At 34.3% G+C, this 18,831-nt stretch carries 13 protein-coding genes; 6 read left to right on the forward strand and 7 right to left on the reverse strand.

Annotated elements, in window-relative coordinates; all coding sequences use genetic code 11:
- Positions 1 to 31 precede the first annotated feature (31 nt).
- Positions 32 to 631, reverse strand: coding sequence for an RNA polymerase sigma factor (locus AVL50_RS26890; protein ID WP_062620250.1), 600 nt, complete (start codon positions 629 to 631; stop codon positions 32 to 34).
- 632 nt (positions 632 to 1,263) lie between these two features.
- On the opposite strand from AVL50_RS26890, the gene AVL50_RS26895 reads away from it, so the two are divergent.
- The 4 genes from AVL50_RS26895 to AVL50_RS26910 all read left to right on the forward strand — a co-directional run bounded on the left by AVL50_RS26895 (position 1,264) and on the right by AVL50_RS26910 (position 6,859).
- Positions 1,264 to 3,648, forward strand: coding sequence for a TonB-dependent receptor (locus tag AVL50_RS26895; protein ID WP_172826929.1), 2,385 nt, complete (start codon positions 1,264 to 1,266; stop codon positions 3,646 to 3,648).
- A gap of 25 nt (positions 3,649 to 3,673) precedes the next feature.
- Positions 3,674 to 4,918 carry a hypothetical protein gene (locus AVL50_RS26900; protein WP_062620253.1) on the forward strand — a complete coding sequence of 415 codons (1,245 nt, stop codon included), beginning with the start codon at positions 3,674 to 3,676 and terminating at the stop codon, positions 4,916 to 4,918.
- 133 nt (positions 4,919 to 5,051) lie between these two features.
- Positions 5,052 to 5,669 carry a hypothetical protein gene (locus AVL50_RS26905; RefSeq protein WP_157491596.1) on the forward strand — a complete coding sequence of 206 codons (618 nt, stop codon included), beginning with the start codon at positions 5,052 to 5,054 and terminating at the stop codon, positions 5,667 to 5,669.
- Positions 5,670 to 5,737: 68 nt separating this feature from the next.
- The gene (locus AVL50_RS26910) at positions 5,738 to 6,859 is read left to right on the forward strand and encodes a PepSY domain-containing protein (RefSeq protein ID WP_172826930.1); all 1,122 of its coding nucleotides are present in this window, start codon (positions 5,738 to 5,740) and stop codon (positions 6,857 to 6,859) included.
- A 1-nt stretch (position 6,860) separates the two neighbouring features.
- On the opposite strand, the gene AVL50_RS26915 is transcribed toward AVL50_RS26910, so the two are convergent.
- On the reverse strand, positions 6,861 to 7,631 hold the full coding sequence (locus AVL50_RS26915; RefSeq protein ID WP_062620259.1) for a hypothetical protein: 771 nt from the start codon (positions 7,629 to 7,631) through the stop codon (positions 6,861 to 6,863).
- Positions 7,632 to 7,857: 226 nt separating this feature from the next.
- Here AVL50_RS26915 and AVL50_RS26920 point away from each other — a divergent pair, with 226 nt between their 5' ends.
- Positions 7,858 to 8,859, forward strand: a complete 1,002-nt coding sequence (locus tag AVL50_RS26920) for a hypothetical protein (RefSeq protein ID WP_062620261.1) — start codon at positions 7,858 to 7,860, stop codon at positions 8,857 to 8,859.
- Positions 8,860 to 9,041: 182 nt separating this feature from the next.
- Here AVL50_RS26920 and AVL50_RS26925 read toward each other — a convergent pair whose 3' ends face one another.
- From AVL50_RS26925 to AVL50_RS26945, 5 genes are all read right to left on the reverse strand, one after another.
- A complete protein-coding gene (locus AVL50_RS26925; RefSeq protein ID WP_063850954.1) occupies positions 9,042 to 10,235 on the reverse strand; it encodes a PepSY domain-containing protein in 1,194 nt (397 codons plus the stop codon).
- 104 nt (positions 10,236 to 10,339) lie between these two features.
- On the reverse strand, positions 10,340 to 11,575 hold the full coding sequence (locus AVL50_RS26930; RefSeq protein WP_062620264.1) for a hypothetical protein: 1,236 nt from the start codon (positions 11,573 to 11,575) through the stop codon (positions 10,340 to 10,342).
- Positions 11,576 to 11,598: 23 nt separating this feature from the next.
- Positions 11,599 to 14,061: a TonB-dependent receptor gene (locus AVL50_RS26935; RefSeq protein ID WP_082796027.1), complete on the reverse strand. Its 2,463-nt coding sequence runs from the start codon at positions 14,059 to 14,061 to the stop codon at positions 11,599 to 11,601.
- A gap of 229 nt (positions 14,062 to 14,290) precedes the next feature.
- Complete coding sequence (locus AVL50_RS26940; RefSeq protein WP_062620268.1) at positions 14,291 to 15,172, reverse strand: hypothetical protein; 882 nt, start codon at positions 15,170 to 15,172, stop codon at positions 14,291 to 14,293.
- 307 nt (positions 15,173 to 15,479) lie between these two features.
- The gene (locus AVL50_RS26945) at positions 15,480 to 16,553 is read right to left on the reverse strand and encodes a Glu/Leu/Phe/Val dehydrogenase (RefSeq protein ID WP_062620270.1); all 1,074 of its coding nucleotides are present in this window, start codon (positions 16,551 to 16,553) and stop codon (positions 15,480 to 15,482) included.
- Between the two features lie 559 nt (positions 16,554 to 17,112).
- Here AVL50_RS26945 and AVL50_RS26950 point away from each other — a divergent pair.
- A complete protein-coding gene (locus AVL50_RS26950; RefSeq protein ID WP_172826935.1) occupies positions 17,113 to 18,825 on the forward strand; it encodes an ABC transporter ATP-binding protein in 1,713 nt (570 codons plus the stop codon).
- The last annotated feature ends 6 nt before the right edge of the window (positions 18,826 to 18,831 follow it).

The following is an 18,831-nucleotide window of genomic DNA, read 5'->3' on the forward strand; positions in this document are numbered from 1 at the left end:
ATTCAGTAAAGAGCTATAAAATTGATTTGTACTATATTTCAGTGAAAAAACTTTCAATTATTTTTCCAACTAACAATATAAGTAGAGGGTCGTCCATGTTGTTTCTCATTTTTTTCAATGCAGAAGCTTGAACATTTCTGACAGATTGATTACTGATTTGCATGATTTCACTGACTTCCTCAGGCGTAAAACCATTGTAAAACCTTAAGTAGATCACCTCTTTTTGTCTTCCAGAGAGTGTTTCCAAACATTCTAGAAGCTTATCTTTTGTGAGCTGATCCGTTTCAGAAGAAATAATTTGCTCTTCCATTGTAAAGGTCACATCAAATGTATCCTCAGGTACTTCTTCTGTAACTGTGGTTTTAGAATTTTTCTTCAGCTTTTCATAAATACTCCTTTTCAGAGAAACCATTAAATACAGTTTCACATTATCAGTATCTCCCAAAGAGGAGCGTTTTTCCCATAAACGGAGGAATAAATCTTGAACACAGTCTTCCACAAGACTAGCATCTTGACAAAAATGATAACCGTACTTGTACAATAATTTTATGTATTGATCATAAAAGTACTTGATGGCTGAAGCATCATTTTTTTCCTTAAGTTGTTTCCAATGTAAAAGGTCCTGTGACATTTATTGAAGCGGAACTAAGATGAAGTAAAAAAATACTTGAAGTATAAAAATGAGCAAGAATGATATGTATTTGCATGCTAAAAAGTCAATCTTATACTTGAAGCTGAAGAACTTATTATCACAGCTAAGTTAATCATTTCTTTTAACTATGAACAAAAAGTAAGGTTCAGACTTAGATATCAGGGTATTGTAATCACAATAATAAGTACTTCGCTAAAAATTGAAGCTAATTAATTCTTCATTAGAATCATAAAACAATAATTGGAGTTAGTATGAAATAATTTAGTCTTAGTACTTACTATAAATAATACAATAGATACACCTCCTACCCTCATATGAAAGTAGGGGGTAATCGTATCTAATTTATCTATTCGTTTGATAAGTGGCCAAAGTTATAACATTATTCGAATTGAAAAAGTACAATTCAAAGAATTATTAAAAAGAGAGCTGTTATTGAATGTATGTTAATCGTTTTGCTTTGAAATACTAAAAACACTTCTCGTTATATCGAATTCGGAAATTTTTTCATCGAATTTGGTAAATAAATAATAACAACATTGTTTAGAATGATTCTAGACAGTATTATTGTATTGTTATTTAAAATTAGTCTAAATAAAGCAAATGTGAGTTGTATGATACAACGCTTCTTCTTTTTTATTTTTTTACTTTTTATTTCAATCACGTTATCCTTTAGTCAAAATAAAGTAATCGTTTCAGGAAAAGTAATTGATAGTCAAACAAACGATAATATTCCTTTTTGTACGGTCCAATTGAAAGATCTCAAAAAAGGAGGTTATACTAATATAGACGGTTTTTTTAAGCTGCCTAAAGTACCCGTAGGAAAGCATGAAGTGATGGTTACGCACATGGGGTATTCGCCTTATTTGAAAACCATAAATGTCACTAAAAAAGGTATATCTAATTTAGTTATTTCATTATCAGAGAGTGAGGTAGAATTAGATGAAGTAATGGTTATTGGGGAGTCAGAAGAAACTCAAATGGAGAAGCAAGGGTTTTCAGCTCAAAAAATTGATACTGAAAAAGTAGCAATTCAATCTGTTGAACTCAATACTTTATTAGATCAGACCTCTGGGATTAACGTAAGACAAGAAGGAGGATTAGGGTCTAGAACAAAGTACAGCATTAATGGATTGAGCGGAAACGCAGTAAGAATTTTTATTGATGGAATTCCCATGGAATATTATGGACCATCTTATTCTATCAATTCTTTGCCTGTCAATTTGATTGAAGAAATAGAAGTATACAAAGGTGTTGTTCCTGTGACTTTAGGGTCGGATGCTTTAGGTGGAGCAATCAATATAAAAACTAAAAAAGGAAAAGAAAATACATTGGATTTTTCTTACTCCATAGGTTCCTTTAATACACATCAGGTAGCATTAAATGGGGCTCATAGAAATAAAGATAATGGTTTTACTTTCAGAGGCTCTTTATTTTATAATTATGCAGATAATAATTATGAGGTTTGGGGAGATGATGTAAAAGTGACAAACCCTGAAAATGGTAGAGTAGAAGAAGTAAGAGCCAAACGTTTTAATGATGGTTATGAGGCCTATGGTACAAAACTAGATATTGGGTTTACTGATACAAAATGGGCAAATCAATTTTTGGTGAGCTTAGTGTATTCCGATATGTATAAAGAAGTACAGCATGGTGCCACTATGAATGTGCCTTTTGGCGAAAGACATTATACACAAGGGAATATAGTTCCAAGTATTACATATCAAAAGAAGGATTTATTTACGGAAGGACTGGATGTGGATTTATTTTCTTCATATGCCATAAATTCTAGAACATTAGTAGATACTACGACCAACAAGTATAATTGGTATGGAGAAATTTGGGGAGAAAACCCGGGTGGAGGAGAAGCAGGAGGCCCTGTTCATTCTACCACTGATGAGGGAACACTGATCAATAGGTTTAATGTATCTTATGCTTTCAATAATGATAATATTTTAAACCTAAGTGGAATCATCACGGATTACAAAAGAACAGGTTTTAATAGAGAAGCTCAATTAGGAGGTGATACAAGTAATGATTATCAAAAAATCAACAAAAGTATTATAGGGCTTTCATATTCGAATAGTGCGTTTACCAATAAATTAAGAACGAACCTTTTCGTAAAACAATATGCGTATTCGGTAGATGCATTATATCATACTTACAGTGGTGGAGAATACCATCCTTTACCAAAGCAAACTTCGGATATTAATTATGGGTATGGTATTGCTTCAAGCTATGACTTGACTAAAAAATTGACAATTAAGTTTTCAGCAGAACAAGCAGTAAGATTACCTGTACCTGATGAAATATTTGGTAATGGTGCTGAAAATGCAATTTCCAATCTAGGATTAGAGCCTGAAATAAGTCAAAATATGAACTTAGGGTTTAGATATGGAGAACTGTATTTAGGTGATCATAGTTTAACACTCTCCACTACTTTATTTTATAGAGATGTGACCAATATGATTCAGAGAAGTGTGAATACACGAGGTGATTTATTTTTCTATGAGAACTTTGGGAAAATCCTGTCAAAAGGCGTGGATGTGCAGGTTGATTATGACTACAATAGAAAATTGTTTTTCACTTTCTCAGGCTCTTACAACGATACAAGATACAAGACAAAATATACAGCAGACGGATATAAAAACTTGCATTATAATTCACGTTTGAAAAATGCTCCTTATCTGCAATTCAATACCAATATGCGTTATGACTTGAGTGACTTATTAAGTTCAAAAGGTCAATTACAAGTGTATTGGAACATGAGATATGTATATGAATACTTCCGCTATTGGGAAAATATAGGGAGTGACAATAAAGACATCATTCCAACGCAGTTTGTAAATGATCTAGGAGCATCCTATCGTTTCCCTCAAAACAAATTGGCGTTAAGCTTAGATATCAAGAATTTATTTAATGAACAGGTGTTTGACAATTTCGCAATTCAACAACCTGGAAGAGGAGTATACTTCAAAGTGAGTTATTCCATTTTTTAGAAATCATATAATTTAAAATCATACAATGAAACTATCAACTACTTCAAAATTAGCGAGTTTGTTCGTGGCAACTGCTCTATTTGGTTTAACTTCATGTGAAAAGAATGATGAGCCTTCAGCAGGTGGTGAAGAAACTGAAAAAACAGTTTTTCATATTGCAGCAGATGTAGCTGATCCTGATGGTGACGCAACAGTATTTATGCAACCTACAGCCAACTTAGTAGATACAACGCTTACTTTTATCAATAATGGATACCAAATGGAAGGTGTGCGTTCTGCCAGAGTAACAACTGCAGGTGGAAGAGTATATAACCTTAATTATGGTACAGGTGAAATATATGAGTTGGAGCATGATGGCGGTTCAAGTTATACGAAAGTACAAACTGTAAACCTTAGCAAGTGGGTAGGTGAATATCCAAGATTTGCGGCGGTAAGTGATGATTATATTTTAGCACACAATGTATTACGTGAGACTTCAGAAGACCAAAGAAGTATTACAGTGACATTACAAGTTGTAAAAGTTGGTTTGCCAGGTTTGGTTTTCAATGAGGCAGAAGATTATGTACAACATGAGTTAGGTACATTCTCTGTTGGTGAAGATTATGTATTCAGAGTGGATGCTCCAGTGATCAGTGGTAATAAAGTATACTATGGTACTGGTTACAGAACTGTAGGTGAGCCAGATGCCGAAAGCACACCTCGTCCTGATGAAATGGCTTCTATCATTTTAGATTGGCCGTCATTGGCAAATCCAAAAATTGTAACAACTGATGCTTCTCAAGGTGATACTTATGGTTATAGAGGTACTGCAATGTTTGTACATGAAGATTATGTATATCAAATCAATATGACAACTGGAGGTTCAGATGCAGTAATCACAAGATTGGATGCCAATGGTAATTATGACGCTAACTATGAGTTCAATATCACAGATGTAATTGGAAGAGCTGTAGGTTCTATCAATTTCCATCATGTTGGTGGAGGTAAAGGTTACGTAGCATTAGATGATTTATCATTAGGTAGTGATGTAGAAGACACTTATGATATGGCTTATTTTGATGTGACTGCTAAAACAGTTGAAGTTCTTTCTGAAGTTCCAAAATCAAATATGTGGTACTACCAAAGCGGTGCCATTGAAGATGATAAGTTTTATATGGCTGTAAGTCCATCAACTGAAAATGCTTACATCTGGGAATTCTCTGGTACTGATGCTGTAAAAGGAGCTCAATTAGATGGAGGAAACGTATTTGTACAAGGCGTTTATAAATAAAGAAAATAAAGGTTTTTTAAGTTGATGAGCTATCCATCAGTTTAAAAGTCGTTTTGGAATAGAGAATAAAATAGGGAGGGTAAAGGTCTTGAGATTTTTAAGCCTCCTTATTTTTTAAAATTTAGAAAATAATATGAAAAAGCTAGTAGTACTATTAATGGCAGTTACACTTTTCTTTTCTTGTTCTGAAGAGAAAAGAAGAAGAGGAATTGATTTCTCTAAATTAAAAGCGGAGCTTAATCTAACAGATGCACAAGTTGAAAAATATGATGCTGTAGTTGCTTCAAGTGATGAAGAAAGACAAAAGCAGATGGAAGAAATGAAGGCTTCAGGTAAGATGAACCGTAAAGGTTTTATGAAAATCATGAAGACTTCTTACACAAAACAAGAGGCAGCGTTCAAAGATTTCTTGAATGAAGAACAACAAGTACTTGTGCATGAGTTCATCAAGAAAAATATGCCAGGTCAATCCGATTACTCTGATGAGTTGAAAGCAGAAATTATCCAGACGCTTGCTTTAGATTCTGCTCAAACTGTAAAGTATAAAGCAGTTAACCAGGCATTTGCAAAAGCATTCAGAGATGCTCATGATCACTATCATGGAAATGGTGAAGCAGCCAATATGTATTGGAATCAATTTAATGAAGACCGTAAAACAGCACTTCAAAAAATCTTCACTGAGGAGCAATACGCTCAATACTTGGAGTTGATTAAGAAAGAAAACTATAGAGGTAAAAACGAAAGAGGATAATGCGTCTGAAACAATCCTTATTCAGAAAAAAAAGAAAAAAGGAATCCCTTTTCAAATACATTATGTCCGTGTCACATCTGTGGCTCGGACTTTTATCAAGTGTAGTGGTTTTTGTAGTTTGTTTTTCTGGGGCAATGTATTCCTTCAAAACACAAATTTCAGAACTGCTCAATTATGAAGTTGTTTTCAATCAAGAAACGAAGCAAACAGATTGGATTCAACCTGATCAAATTAAAACCAATTTTCAGCAGAAAAGCCAAAACATCACCAACATTATTTACCCCAGTGATTTTTCAAGAAACATTTTGGTAGCTTATCATGATATAGAAGAAGAATTTGACGGACATTATTATATACATCCTTCTACAGGTGAAATCATAGGAAGTAGCAGCCGGTCTACAGGAGCTTTTTTTGATTTGATGAAGAGTATTCACAAAAACCTTTTACTAGGTAAAGTGGGAAATCATCTGGTAGGAATTTCGATTTTGATTTTTGTGATATTGCTGATTTCTGGGTTGGTATTATGGTTTCCAAAAAATAAAAAACAATGGAAGCAAGGCTTTAAAATTAAATGGTCAGCCAAATGGGCAAGAGTGGTTTATGACCTTCACAACACGTTAGGCTTTTATACATTCTTATTGCTACTTTTTATTTCTATCACCGGTTTATATGTTTCTTACGCTTGGGTAAAAAGTGCGGTAGTTGTCTCATTAGGAGGGCAACCCGTGTTGAATGCATCCAATGCAGAAGCAATGAAAGGTGAACTGTCGAATGTATTTGCATCCTTTTTGGAAGAGTCTATGGATAATCAGGAAGAAAAGAAAAAAGAGGCGAATGTTTCTTTAAATACTCTTCTGAAAGATGCCAGCCAACGTTTACCTTATAAAGGTATCACCACAATCCAGCTTCCAACAGAGGATAATCCTCTTTATCAAATCACAAAAATCAAACAGGAGGGTATTTTCTCTGCGGTGGTGCCTGACCATGTGAAATATGGTAAAGATGGTAAATTCAAAAAACTTGTCTTATTTTCTGATCAAAGTATTGCAGACCAGTTTATGGAAGTTTCTCTTCCACTTCATACCGGCGAAATTTTAGGTTTATCAGGTATTATCCTTTATTTCATTGTAACTATGATAGCCTGTTCTCTTCCAGTTACAGGTATATTGATTTGGGTGAAAAAACTGTAGATTACTTTTTAGTACCCAATAAATACAAAATCACCCCAGGACCTGATTTGACTTTGTTGACTTCCCAATCATACGATTCATGGTTTTCAACTTGTTGGATCAGGTCTTTCATTTCCTCAACAGAGTAGGTCCTGAAAGAAGAAACGATTCCGTCCCATAAGGCAAACAATGGAACAATAGGACATATATAAGTGAAAAATAATCTTCCAAAAGTAAAAGGTCTTATTAAAGGTGTAGTAAATAATACCGTCAATGGAGAAAACAGCATTGCAATTACACTTGGAAAACTTCTTTCCTGTGCTTCAAAAATGGCAATAGGTGCTTCTGCTTTTACTGCATTTTCTAAAATCAGTTTTGCATCAGAAGGTCGAAAATGATGGAATGATAAAAATTGTGTCCTCAAACCTTTCAATGACTCAGGAACATTTCGGGCATCAATTGACTGGTCAATAAATTCAAAATTATCAGATTGCTCTTTTGTGCTCTGGAAAGCAGGCAGGTTGGGGTAAAGGTCTGTGATCAATATTTTAAGATCATTTCCTCTTTTCAGTAGTTCTTCATTGAGCCAAACCAATCCACCTCCTCCGCCGGATCCCAAATCGATAATCTGTTTTGCTTCTGCTTTTGCAAGTCCTTTTTCAATAACAGGAATAATAGGTGCATACATTTTTGTTTTGTTGGACAGAAATTGCAGAAAGTCCGTTCCATAGTTTCTCAAAAAGGAAGGAAACCATTTTTGATCTTCAAATTCGAATAAATGTACTCTTCTCATTGGTGTAGTTTAGATAGAATTGGAAATAATGATAAAAAAAGATGAAATTAATTTAAGAAAAAATCTTTGATTCTGAGCTGTTTTGAGGGTTTTTGATTTTTTTTTTGAAAAAAGATGAAATTTTTTGAGTACAAAAATGAGGTGCCTCCCTTTCTATGAATGACACTGCAATAAAGCAGTTCACCAAAACAAAAAATCTATTTTAACTCTTAAAATATCTAACGAAATGAAATTAAGAAACATTGGAATCGGAATCGCTCTTTTATCTGTAATGGTTGCTTGTAATGATATGGACAACGGCTCTACAACGGACGCACAGTTTTCAGCTTTAGAAGAAGCATCTACAGAAGCTTCAGGACTTTCAGTTAACCTTGAAGTGCAAGATTATACAGATAATGTAACAGATGATGCAATGGAAAGAGGACTATCGTTGGAAACTTCTTCTAATGCTAGATCAGTAGGCGAAGGAGAAGAAGGAAGACCTAAAAAAGGAAAAGGTGAGTGTGGTAAGCGTTTCCATCTTAGACATTATGTAGAATGTGCAGATGTTACAAAAACGGAAGAAGGCGATACTAAAACAGTAGTATTTGACTTCAGTAATGGAGCATGTGAAAGCAAAGATGGCGAAACAGTATCAGGTAAAGTGACTGAGGTTCACACAAGAGTAGAAGGAGAAGTGAGTCATTCAACAACGTTTGAAGATTTCACTGAAAATGGAAGAGTAGTAAACGGTACAACTTCAATGGAAGGTACAATTGTATTTGAAGAAGGTACTGAAGAAAACGACAAGCCAAAGCCAGTTTCTTCAGATATCTCAAAGTCAGTAAACTTATCTTTATCGTTTGCTGCTACAGATACAACAGAAGCTTACACAGAACAAATTGTTAGAAATGTTGATGTAGAAACAATTGATGGTACGAAGACTGTCACAGGTTCATTAACAGTAACAAGTTCTTTAGAGGGTGAAAGCTTTACAACAGAGATTACAGAACCATTATCATATGTAAAAGATTGTGGTGGAGATAAGCCAGTATTGGCACCCGTATCAGGTATTGAGGTGATGACAAAAGGTGAATCTACAATTACGGTAAACTACGGTGACGGTACTTGTGATTACCTTGTAGAAATCACATTATCAGATGGTACAACAGAAACAGTTGACTTGAAAGAAGCGTACGACGAGTACGGTTTCAAAGGGGTGAAAAAATTAAAAAGGAGAAAAAAGTAAGTACAACTTACAATTTTAAATTACAGTAACATAGAATGGTAAAAGTTTCAATCACGAAATTTTTCACAATTAGGGGTACCGCAGTGCGGTATCCTTATTTTTTTTGTTCAATTTATAGTCAAAAACTGGCTAGGAAATGAATATTGATTCCCTAAACCAGTTTTTATAAGGGTGTAAATGAGTTAGGCTAATACGGCCTTACTTTGCTTATTTTTTCTTTGATTCTTTTTCTTCAATTTATTGATCCAAATAATTAAACCTGTTACAGGTAAAGTAGTTGCAATCAAGCAAGAAAGAAAATAAAGTAATTTTGAGAAACCACTGAATACATAACCCAAATGAATTGCTTTGACTAAGCTCATCAGTTGCTGTCCTAATGTTTTATCTTGGAAAAGTTCAGCTTTCACGATTTCTCCATTTTTGGGATTAAAGTAAAGCTGATCTGTAAATTGTAAACTGAAGAAAGAAGCCTTATTCGTTTTTCTTAGGGTAACAAAAGGAGATTTTTTCGAAGGTAAGCTTAATGATACATCACCTTTATAATCTAATTTGTTGTTGGCTTTTGCAAGAATTTCCTCATAAGTCACTGTAGAAGGTCCTTTTAAGGAAGCTTTATCTACTTTCGGTTTTTCTCCACGACTAAATTTTTCTTGCCCGGTTAGCATTTTATTCAATCCCGTTCGGTACCAATCAAAAGACCAGAAAGGTCCTGTGATGGCCATCAGTAAAATAAGAATCAAGCTATAAAAACCTAAGACATTGTGGAGGTCATAATTGATTCTTTTCCAACCGGCATTCTTTTTAAAAGTAAGACCACCTTTAAGCTGTTTCCATTTTTTCGGTAACCAAAGTACAAATCCAGTTAATGAAATGATGATAAAAATAATGGTTGACCACCCCACAATAGGTCTTCCAATATCCCAACCTAAACCTATATGACGATGTATCATCATCAATGTCATCATGCTTTTTTGAGCAGTGGGATTAGGTGAACCTAAAATTTCAGAAGAATATTGATCGACATAATATTGTCCACCAATTCTTCGTCTTCTTTCTTTACTGTCTTTTGCTTCCTTAATCTCCTCAGGCGTGGCCATATTGATCACATAGGCCTTTTCTTCCTCTGCCGGAATTTTAATAGAAAATACAGTGTGATCTTTAGATAATTTTTCTACTAATTGATCCACGCTCTCTTTTTGTCCATCAGTAGATTTTACTGAAGATACATGACGGTCATAAAAAGCTTTGATTTCTGCTTCATAGGTATAAATAGTCCCTGTAAAACAAACAATCACTAAAACAATACTTGTAGCAATTCCTAACCAAAGGTGTAAATCGGCACAAAGCTGTTTGAAAGAATATTTACTTTTCTTCATTTCATTAATTGGTTTTATACAAACAGGAATCACACTATTCACCAGAGATGTTTCAAACATGCTCTTAGGTAATTCCTATTGTTTTGGCTTTCTTCAAAGAGAATTTAGAAGATACCTTCAATTCTGATGTTACCTTCATCTAAAAGAAGACCTTCTTCCACTTCAGACGTTTCAATATCAATGATATATACTTTTGGAGTGATGTTCGTATCATTTGGAGCAATAGCCATATAGAACTTACCGTCTCTAGTTTGAGCCGTTTGGTAAGAGAACATATCTGCTTCAGGAACATCTACTTTAGTAACAGACTGTGAGTTAAGGTCGATACGAAGAAGCCCCCAGTTGTTAGAATCTCTTGTGTACTCTACAGACATGAAAATAATTCCATTACCTACGTGGTACCATTTGTTTGTTCTGATTTCTCCACCTCCAAATGCAGCAGTTACATCAAATGACCAGTCATTGTCATACTGACCATCTTTTAAACGAGTCATTACTGTAGGGTTACCATCTCTAGCATCATTGGCTTGATAAACATAACCGTTGATCTCTGTCATGTTCAAACCACGGTAACCATTTGTATTACCATGCCCTGCTTCAGAACGGATATAGTTAGGGTTCTCTAAAGAAGGATAATCCAATACTAAAGTATGCATACCTGTTAAACCATCCGAGCTATCGTCTACAACGTCTCTTCTGCCTACACCATAGTAAATCTTATTTCCCATTACAGTAGGTGCATCAATTCTAAACATATAAGATTGCTCGGCAATATCCCATTCCGTTTGAGGAACGTCCCAAGTTTCAGCAATATCAGCGATGGAAACTTCCGGAAGTTTCACACTTGTTACATACATAGTACCTTTTTTTGTAATACCTGTACCTGCTGTATCTTCAATATCTACTGTATTGATGTTGTGAATCAGAATTTTTTCTTCAGAAATTTTCCAAGGACGAACATGAGGGTTACCGCCCATTACAGGAGCAATATCCAACTCTCTTACTTGAGTATATTTTCCATCTTTGAAAGACAATTTTTGCAAAAATCCTCCACCGTAATCAAAACTGTATACCCAACCAATATTGTCTGTAAATATACGAGCAGAACGTACGGGATTTAGGTGATATCCATTGTTGATAAAAGATAGGCTCCCTTCTTCAAGACTTTCAGGTGATGCGATATATACTTGTGCATCATCATCATCAAAATAAGCCACAACGTGATCTGCTTTTACAGTTTTTTTATCACCATTTTCTGGGTCTGTCACTACATCATCAGTGGTACATGCAAGCATTGCAGTAGCAATAGCTCCATAAAAAAAGTACTTAAGGTTTTTCATTTTTAACTTTTTAAGTGAATAGGTTAATTAATACGATAAGTCAGCTTGCCAAAAATAGATCGGCCAGGCTTTTGGACGCCAAAGTTGTCAAATGCCATTTGATTGAAAATATTTTTACAGTCTAAACTGACAGTGGCTCTCTTATTAGAAAATGTGTAAGACACATTAATATCATTCAATAATTGCGAAGGGATAATAGGCTTATTTTGGTTGCCAATAATGTCCCAGTCAAAGTGGAATTCGTGGATATAATTCAAATACCAACTGATTTGAAGTCGATCTCCAGTAGAGAAAAGAGAATTGAAACCTCTTCCTGCACTAGCACTAAATGTGAGATAAGGCATATTAGGCTCACGAGACATGTAATGAAGGTTTTTCCTCCCCTCTGAGTTATACTCTTCCATAAATCGGGAATCGAGATAATACCCTTGGACCATAAAATCCCATTTGTTGTCAATGTTATAATCCAGTTGTAATTCCACTCCTTTAGAAACAACATGTCCAATATTCTCAAACATCGTGTAGCTTTGATCGTTTTGCTCCATGATTCTGCTTCGAATTCTGTCATAGGTATTTCTGAAGAAGAAGTTGGAGGTCAACCTTAGATCATTTCTTGTTTGATCAATCAGAGTGAATTGTCCTCCTAAATTTACATTGAAACTCTTTTCGGGTTGAAGGTCTATGGATTCGTAAATTTCTCTAGAAGCATTACCAAAAACTTCATTGGTACTGACCAACCTAACAGCTTGTTCTGCAGAAGCACTGATACGAGCTCTAGGTGAAATTTCAAATGAGGTAGTTGCACCATAGCCCCAGTTTGCATCAGGTCTGACATTAAAAGTAGTATCTAGAGTGTTGTCTAAATACTCGATTTTTTCTTGTTCCAATCGGTTGTAATAATGCTTTACAAATACCGAATTCTTTAAACGATCATTAAAAAAAGAATTCTGATAAGTCAGCCCAGTGATTTGTTTGTTGACAATATTGGCCGTATTAAAATCTCTTCTTTCTCTTTCAGCCATAGGATCATCAGAAGATCTATTATACTGGTTGAAAGAATAATTAAATCCTAATTGATGATTTTCTGCAAGAGCATATGAAGCTGAAATTCTAGCGATAATATTGGTATTCTGATCTTTATTTAAAGTTGAATTGTTACCTTCTCCTGGAAGAGGAGTAACATTGCCAATGGGAGGAATAACATTTCCATACCAGTCATAACGATTTGTAGTTGTATCTACAGTTGCTCTTTGGGAAACGGCAAATTGTACATTAGAAGTGATGTTTAACCCTTTAGTAAGAAAATCCCTTTTTTGATAATTCACACTAGGAGCAATGGTCCAGCCAGTAGAATAACGTTCGCCATAGGGCGTTAACATCCTTGCTCCATGTTGACTTTCATTGTAATCTTCAGAAGCATTGATGGATAAGAAAAGCTGATCCGCCCATTTCTTATTCGTCACTCCAACATCTACTTTAGCACCATATGACCTATAGGCATCGTTAAACCTTCTTACTTTTTCTCCAGTTTTGATGACCGATAAAAAGTCGGGGTTTCTAGATCCATCAGGCAGGAACTCTCTATAATCTTTAATTTTAATATCATCAGACCATACCCAGTAATCATTATCAGAATGATTATAAAATGCAGATACTCTAACTGTTTTTCCTGATTTATCTCTAAATGAGCCATTGATATCAGCACGATGTGTGTTGAATGAGCCATAAGAATAAGATACATTCATAGAACCGCCTTGTTCTTCATTTTTTGAAGCATCTTTTGTGATAATATTAATCGCTCCACCCATAGCATCATTACCTAGTTCAATAGGAACAACACCTTTGTAAACATCAATTCGTTCAATCAAAGAAGCAGGTAAACTATTGATAGAATAAGAAGAACCATAAGATTCCATTGGCATTCCGTCAATAAAAATTCTCACGGCATCACCAGAAAGTCCGTTGATATTGATTTGTGTCCTAGATCCTAACCCACCATCTCTTCTTACTCTTAAGCCGGCAGTTTGGTCCAAAATTTCGTTGATTTCAAGAGATTTCATTTGAAGATCCTTCATGTCAATAGAAGCAACAGCAAAACCCGATTTTTCAATTTCTTGTGATTTGCTTTCTCCCTTGACTACAACCTCGTCAAGGCTGACCAAATCTTCTTCGATTTCAATTTTATAAAAAGATTGAGCTTTTGTATCAATATGCAGTTGCGTTGATTTATACCCAGTGCATGATACATTTATCGTCAAATGATTGTGTTTAAAGTTTATGAGTGGAAATTGAAACTTTCCTTCTTCATCTGTTATTGCCCCTTCATTATCAATGCTCACTAATGCGAATGGTACTACTTCTCCAGTAGTTTTATTGATTACTTGACCTGAGATGTTTGTTGTTGATTGTCCAAGTAAGTTATTTGTAGTAATTGATAATAGTATTAGCATAAAACAGAAAAATGTTCTGTTTATTTTTTTGTCCATTTTTATTTAGACTGGTTTTAAATTAGCTGTCACAAATGTATAATTATCATGTTATTTCACCAATCTCAAACCTTCTTTTTCTGTGAATAATTATAAATGAATAGGAATGTATGAATAAGAAGTAGTTAGTATATAGTTAATTATTAAACAAAAAAGCACTCCCATATTGAGAATGCTTAATATTTTAACTTTTGATGATGCTTTTATTTTATCTATTTCTGAAATAACATTAAAAATCTTGATTGATAAAAGACGTTTTTCTTGCTTCCAATTTCTTATACTGAGCAATCAAATCTTCAAGTTCTTTCATAGAAACAGGTAAATATGAAATGTCTAATCTTTCCTCAAAATCCTTAGTGAAAAGGTGAAGCATAGGAACATATTTAGAACTATTTCCGGTCTTGATTCTTGTTTCTTCTATTTCAATACGTTTTACATCTTTCCATAAATGAAATCTATTTTTTCTGATCTGAATACCTTGTTCATTGATTCTTAATTTGATGGAAGAATCGAAAACATTCCAAAGTACTTTGATAAAGAAGAATATGGCAAGAATAGCAACTATAGGAATAAGATTTTTAAAATTGTCACTAAAATCTTTAAATTCTTTTGAGATACCTAGATAAAGAAAAATGATAAATAAGACTGCAGGAATTGTAAATGCTAATGTAGATTTTTCAATGAGTTTTCCTTTATCATTATAGAAGATGGTTTCCTTAAAGATTGGATTACTTTCCACACTACTTTGATTGCTTTCTTTAGCCTGATCGTAATACTTTTTAATCAATTCTTTCTCTTTTGAATTGGCATATAAAAAGTCAGTGTTGTATTGGAGGATGATTTTTGCCTCAACGGCTAATTTTAATAATTCCTTTTTATTCTTTTCATCTTTAAAAGCCCATAAAAACCACTTGAGTTTATGTAATGGATAAATCACTAAGGCATATCCTCCTATCAAAGCTATTATGGTGATTAAAATCCCATAAGGTCCTTTCAAGACAGATGTATAACTTAACTGGAGAAGGATGATTGTAAAAGTGAAAAGAATCATTCCTGTTAGAATCAGCTTATGTTGTCTTTTCCATTTTTTGATTTTGTCATTAGGTTGCATAGCATCAGCTTAAAAAATGATAGAATTGATTAGTGTGCTAAGTCAAAAAATAATTTTTCATATTGTGAGTATCTTCCCAAAAGGTGTAGTAGTAATGGTAGTTTAGTATCTTTTTTAGAAGAAGTAATCACAAAAAGTCTTTCGTCTTCACACATTAACAATATAAGTTTTAAGGGTGAATAAAGCTACTCAGTCGTTTGAATTTTAGTCTTTCAATAATGAAAATCACTGTTTAGGAAAATAAAAAAAGCATTCTCAAAAGAGAATGCTTTGATGGTTGTTTATATGATAACCTTGAATTGGTAAATTAATATGTGCTCTTGATTGCAGCAACTTCATTAATACGTTGCTGGGCAATGTCGATTGCTACCTCTTGAGCATTTTTGCCCGTAGCTTCTGATTGCTCGAATACTTTTAAAGTCTGGTCATATACAAATTCACATTTGTTCCAAGACCACTCCTTAGAAGTTTTGATTACTTCAGCATATACGTTGATTACGCCACCTGAGTTGATCAAGAAATCCGGTGCATAAAGAATACCTTTTTGTTTGGCCAAATCACCGTGGATTTTTTCGTTAGCCAATTGATTGTTGGCACAACCTGCAATGATTGAACATTTCAAACGTTCCAATGTCTCATCATTAACAGTAGCACCCAATGCACAAGGAGAATAAATATCTACATCAAGGTCATAGATTTCATCTAGTGCCACCCCTTTGATACCATATTTATTCACTACATCTTTTACACGGTCTTCATAAAAGTCAGATACATAAATTTCGCATCCTTCCTTTACAAGGTGTTGGATAATGTATTCTCCAACGTGTCCTGCCCCTTGAATAGAAACTTTCTTTCCAGCAAGGCTGTCAGAACCAAATTGTTTTTTAGCAGCTGCTTTCATACCCATATAAGTAGTATAAGCAGTAAAAGGAGATGGATCACCCAAACCGCCACGCGTCTCAGGCATACCACTTACATAAGAAGTTTCTGCTGCAATATGCTCCATATCGCTCGCATTCATTCCCACGTCCTCTGCAGTAATATATTTTCCATTAAGGTTTTTCAAGAAACGGCCATAAGCTCTCAACATCGCTTCTGACTTGTGTTTTCTTGCATCACCAATGATTACGGCTTTACCTCCACCAAGATTTAGTCCAGCAATAGAATTTTTGAACGTCATACCTCTTGATAAACGTAAGGCATCATTCGTAGCTTGCGCTTCATTCTCGTACATCCACATTCTAGTACCACCTAGTGCAGGGCCTAAAACTGTATTGTGAATAGCAATAATAGCTTTCAAGCCAGTTGATTTCTCATGGCAATAAACTACCTGCTCATGTCCCATGCTAGAGACCTCTTCAAATATTGAGATATCTTCCATTACTATACTTTGTTGTTGCTTTGATTAATTCTTGATAAATAGCACTTCACATTTCGTGAAATAGTGCTTGGAAATTTAAATGTGATGGCAATTTACATTTTCAAAATAGTATTGCAAGTTGCATTGAAGCAAAGTAAATTATTAGAGTTTGCAAAATATTATACTTATAATTTGAATTTTTTCAATTTATATGAATTATTATAGAATAAATCCATTTATTATTTAGAATAATCTATTGAATTTTAAAATCTCTCTTTTTTTTAGAAAAAAAGCCTTTAATTACGATTTCTAATGATTTGGAATTTAATAATGAGATTAAATCTTATTTATATTTATTGAATTTATAGGAAGTAATCTCAAAAAAATTAAAACATTCAATGCATTTTTGTATTTCAATAGAGTGGTTACCGTATCTTTATTGAATTAAAAATAAGTCAACTCGAACATAAGACATAAAGATTGTGGAAGTGATAAAAACACTTTGCAAGCAATAACTCATTAATCAGTGAAAAAAGAACAAAAAACAGGTCAGATATTTGACGGGGAGGTTTTATCAAGGATGATGCAATTCTTGAACCCTTACCTCAAGTATTTTATTCTACTCGTTTTCTTAACAATATCATTGGGCCTTTTAGCACCTACTAGACCCTATTTAATACAGTACACCATTGATAACTTCATTGTTGTGGACGATATGCCGGGATTGAATAAGATGGTTATTATCCTCATAGCAGTACAGTTATTACAGGCGCTAGTGCAATTTTGCCATACCTATTTATCAGGGTGGCTAGGACAGCACATTGTCAAAGACATGCGTGTGCAGTTGTATGAGCACATCTTGAAACTGAAGCTTAAGTTTTATGATAATACACCTATTGGGCGCCTCGTTACAAGGGCGGTGTCAGATATTGAAACGCTCTCTGAGGTATTTACCAATGGTGTGGCGGCTATGCTAGGAGATATCCTTCAGTTGTTCTTTATTTTTGTGGTCATGCTTTTCACCGATTGGCGATTAACACTCATTAGTTTATCAGTTTTGCCACTTCTTCTTTTCTCAACTTACGTTTTCAAAGAGAAAATAAAAGTAGCATTTGGTGATGTGAGAAATGCAGTTTCCAACTTGAATACATTCGTTCAAGAGCATATTACAGGTATGAATGTAGTACAGCTTTTCAGTGCTGAAAAAAGAGAACAGGAAGCGTTTAAAAAGATCAACAAAGAGCATAGAGATGCCAATATAAGTACCGTTTTATATTATTCTATTTACTACCCGGTGGCAGAAGTAATTGCTGCGTCAGGTACAGGTTTATTAGTATGGTGGGGAGCACACAGTGTATTAGACGGACATGCAACAATTGGTACTTTGATAGCCTTCATCATGTATATCAACCTTTTCTTCAGACCTATTCGTATGATTGCCGATCGATTCAACACGTTGCAAATGGGGATTGTCTCTTCAGATAGAATCTTAAAGCTGTTGGATGATAAGAGTATGATTTCAAATGAAGGAACTTATACTACAGATCATATTGATGGAGATATTGAATTCAAAAATGTATGGTTTGCTTACAAGAATGAAGATTATGTTTTGAAAGACATTTCGTTTAAAGTAAATCATGGTGAAACGGTGGCGTTAGTAGGAGCAACAGGTGCGGGAAAATCTTCGATCATCAATTTGATTTCCCGTTTTTATGAAATCAATAAAGGAAGTATTTGTGTCAACGGGCGTGATGTTAAGTCTTATGACCTATATAATCTAAGAAAACACATTGGTGTAGTATTGCAAGATGTTTTCCTTTTCTCCAGTTCAATAAGAGAGAATATAACTTTGGGTGATAAATCAATCACTGATCAACAAATTTTAGAAGCTGCAGAATTGGTTGGGGCCAAAACTTTTATAGATAAATTGCCAGGTGGTTTGGATTATGAAGTAATGGAAAGAGGTTCTACACTTTCAGTTGGCCAGCGTCAATTATTGTCATTTGTAAGAACAATGGTTTACGATCCAAAGATTATCATTTTGGATGAAGCTACATCTTCTGTCGATTCTGAAACAGAGGTATTGATTCAAGATGCCATCAAATCCATGATGAAAGGAAGAACAAGTATCGCTATTGCTCACCGATTAGCTACAATTAGAAATGCTGATAACATTATAGTGTTGGATAAAGGAGAGATTAAGGAGAGTGGAAATCATGAAGAGTTATTAAAAGTGAAAGGATTCTATTCAAGATTGTACGAAATGCAATATAAAGAGGTGGAAGAACTTTAAGGATTA

Origin of the sequence: Flammeovirga sp. SJP92, from assembly GCF_001583495.1 — a bacterium.
Taxonomy (GTDB): Bacteria; Bacteroidota; Bacteroidia; order Cytophagales; family Flammeovirgaceae; genus Flammeovirga.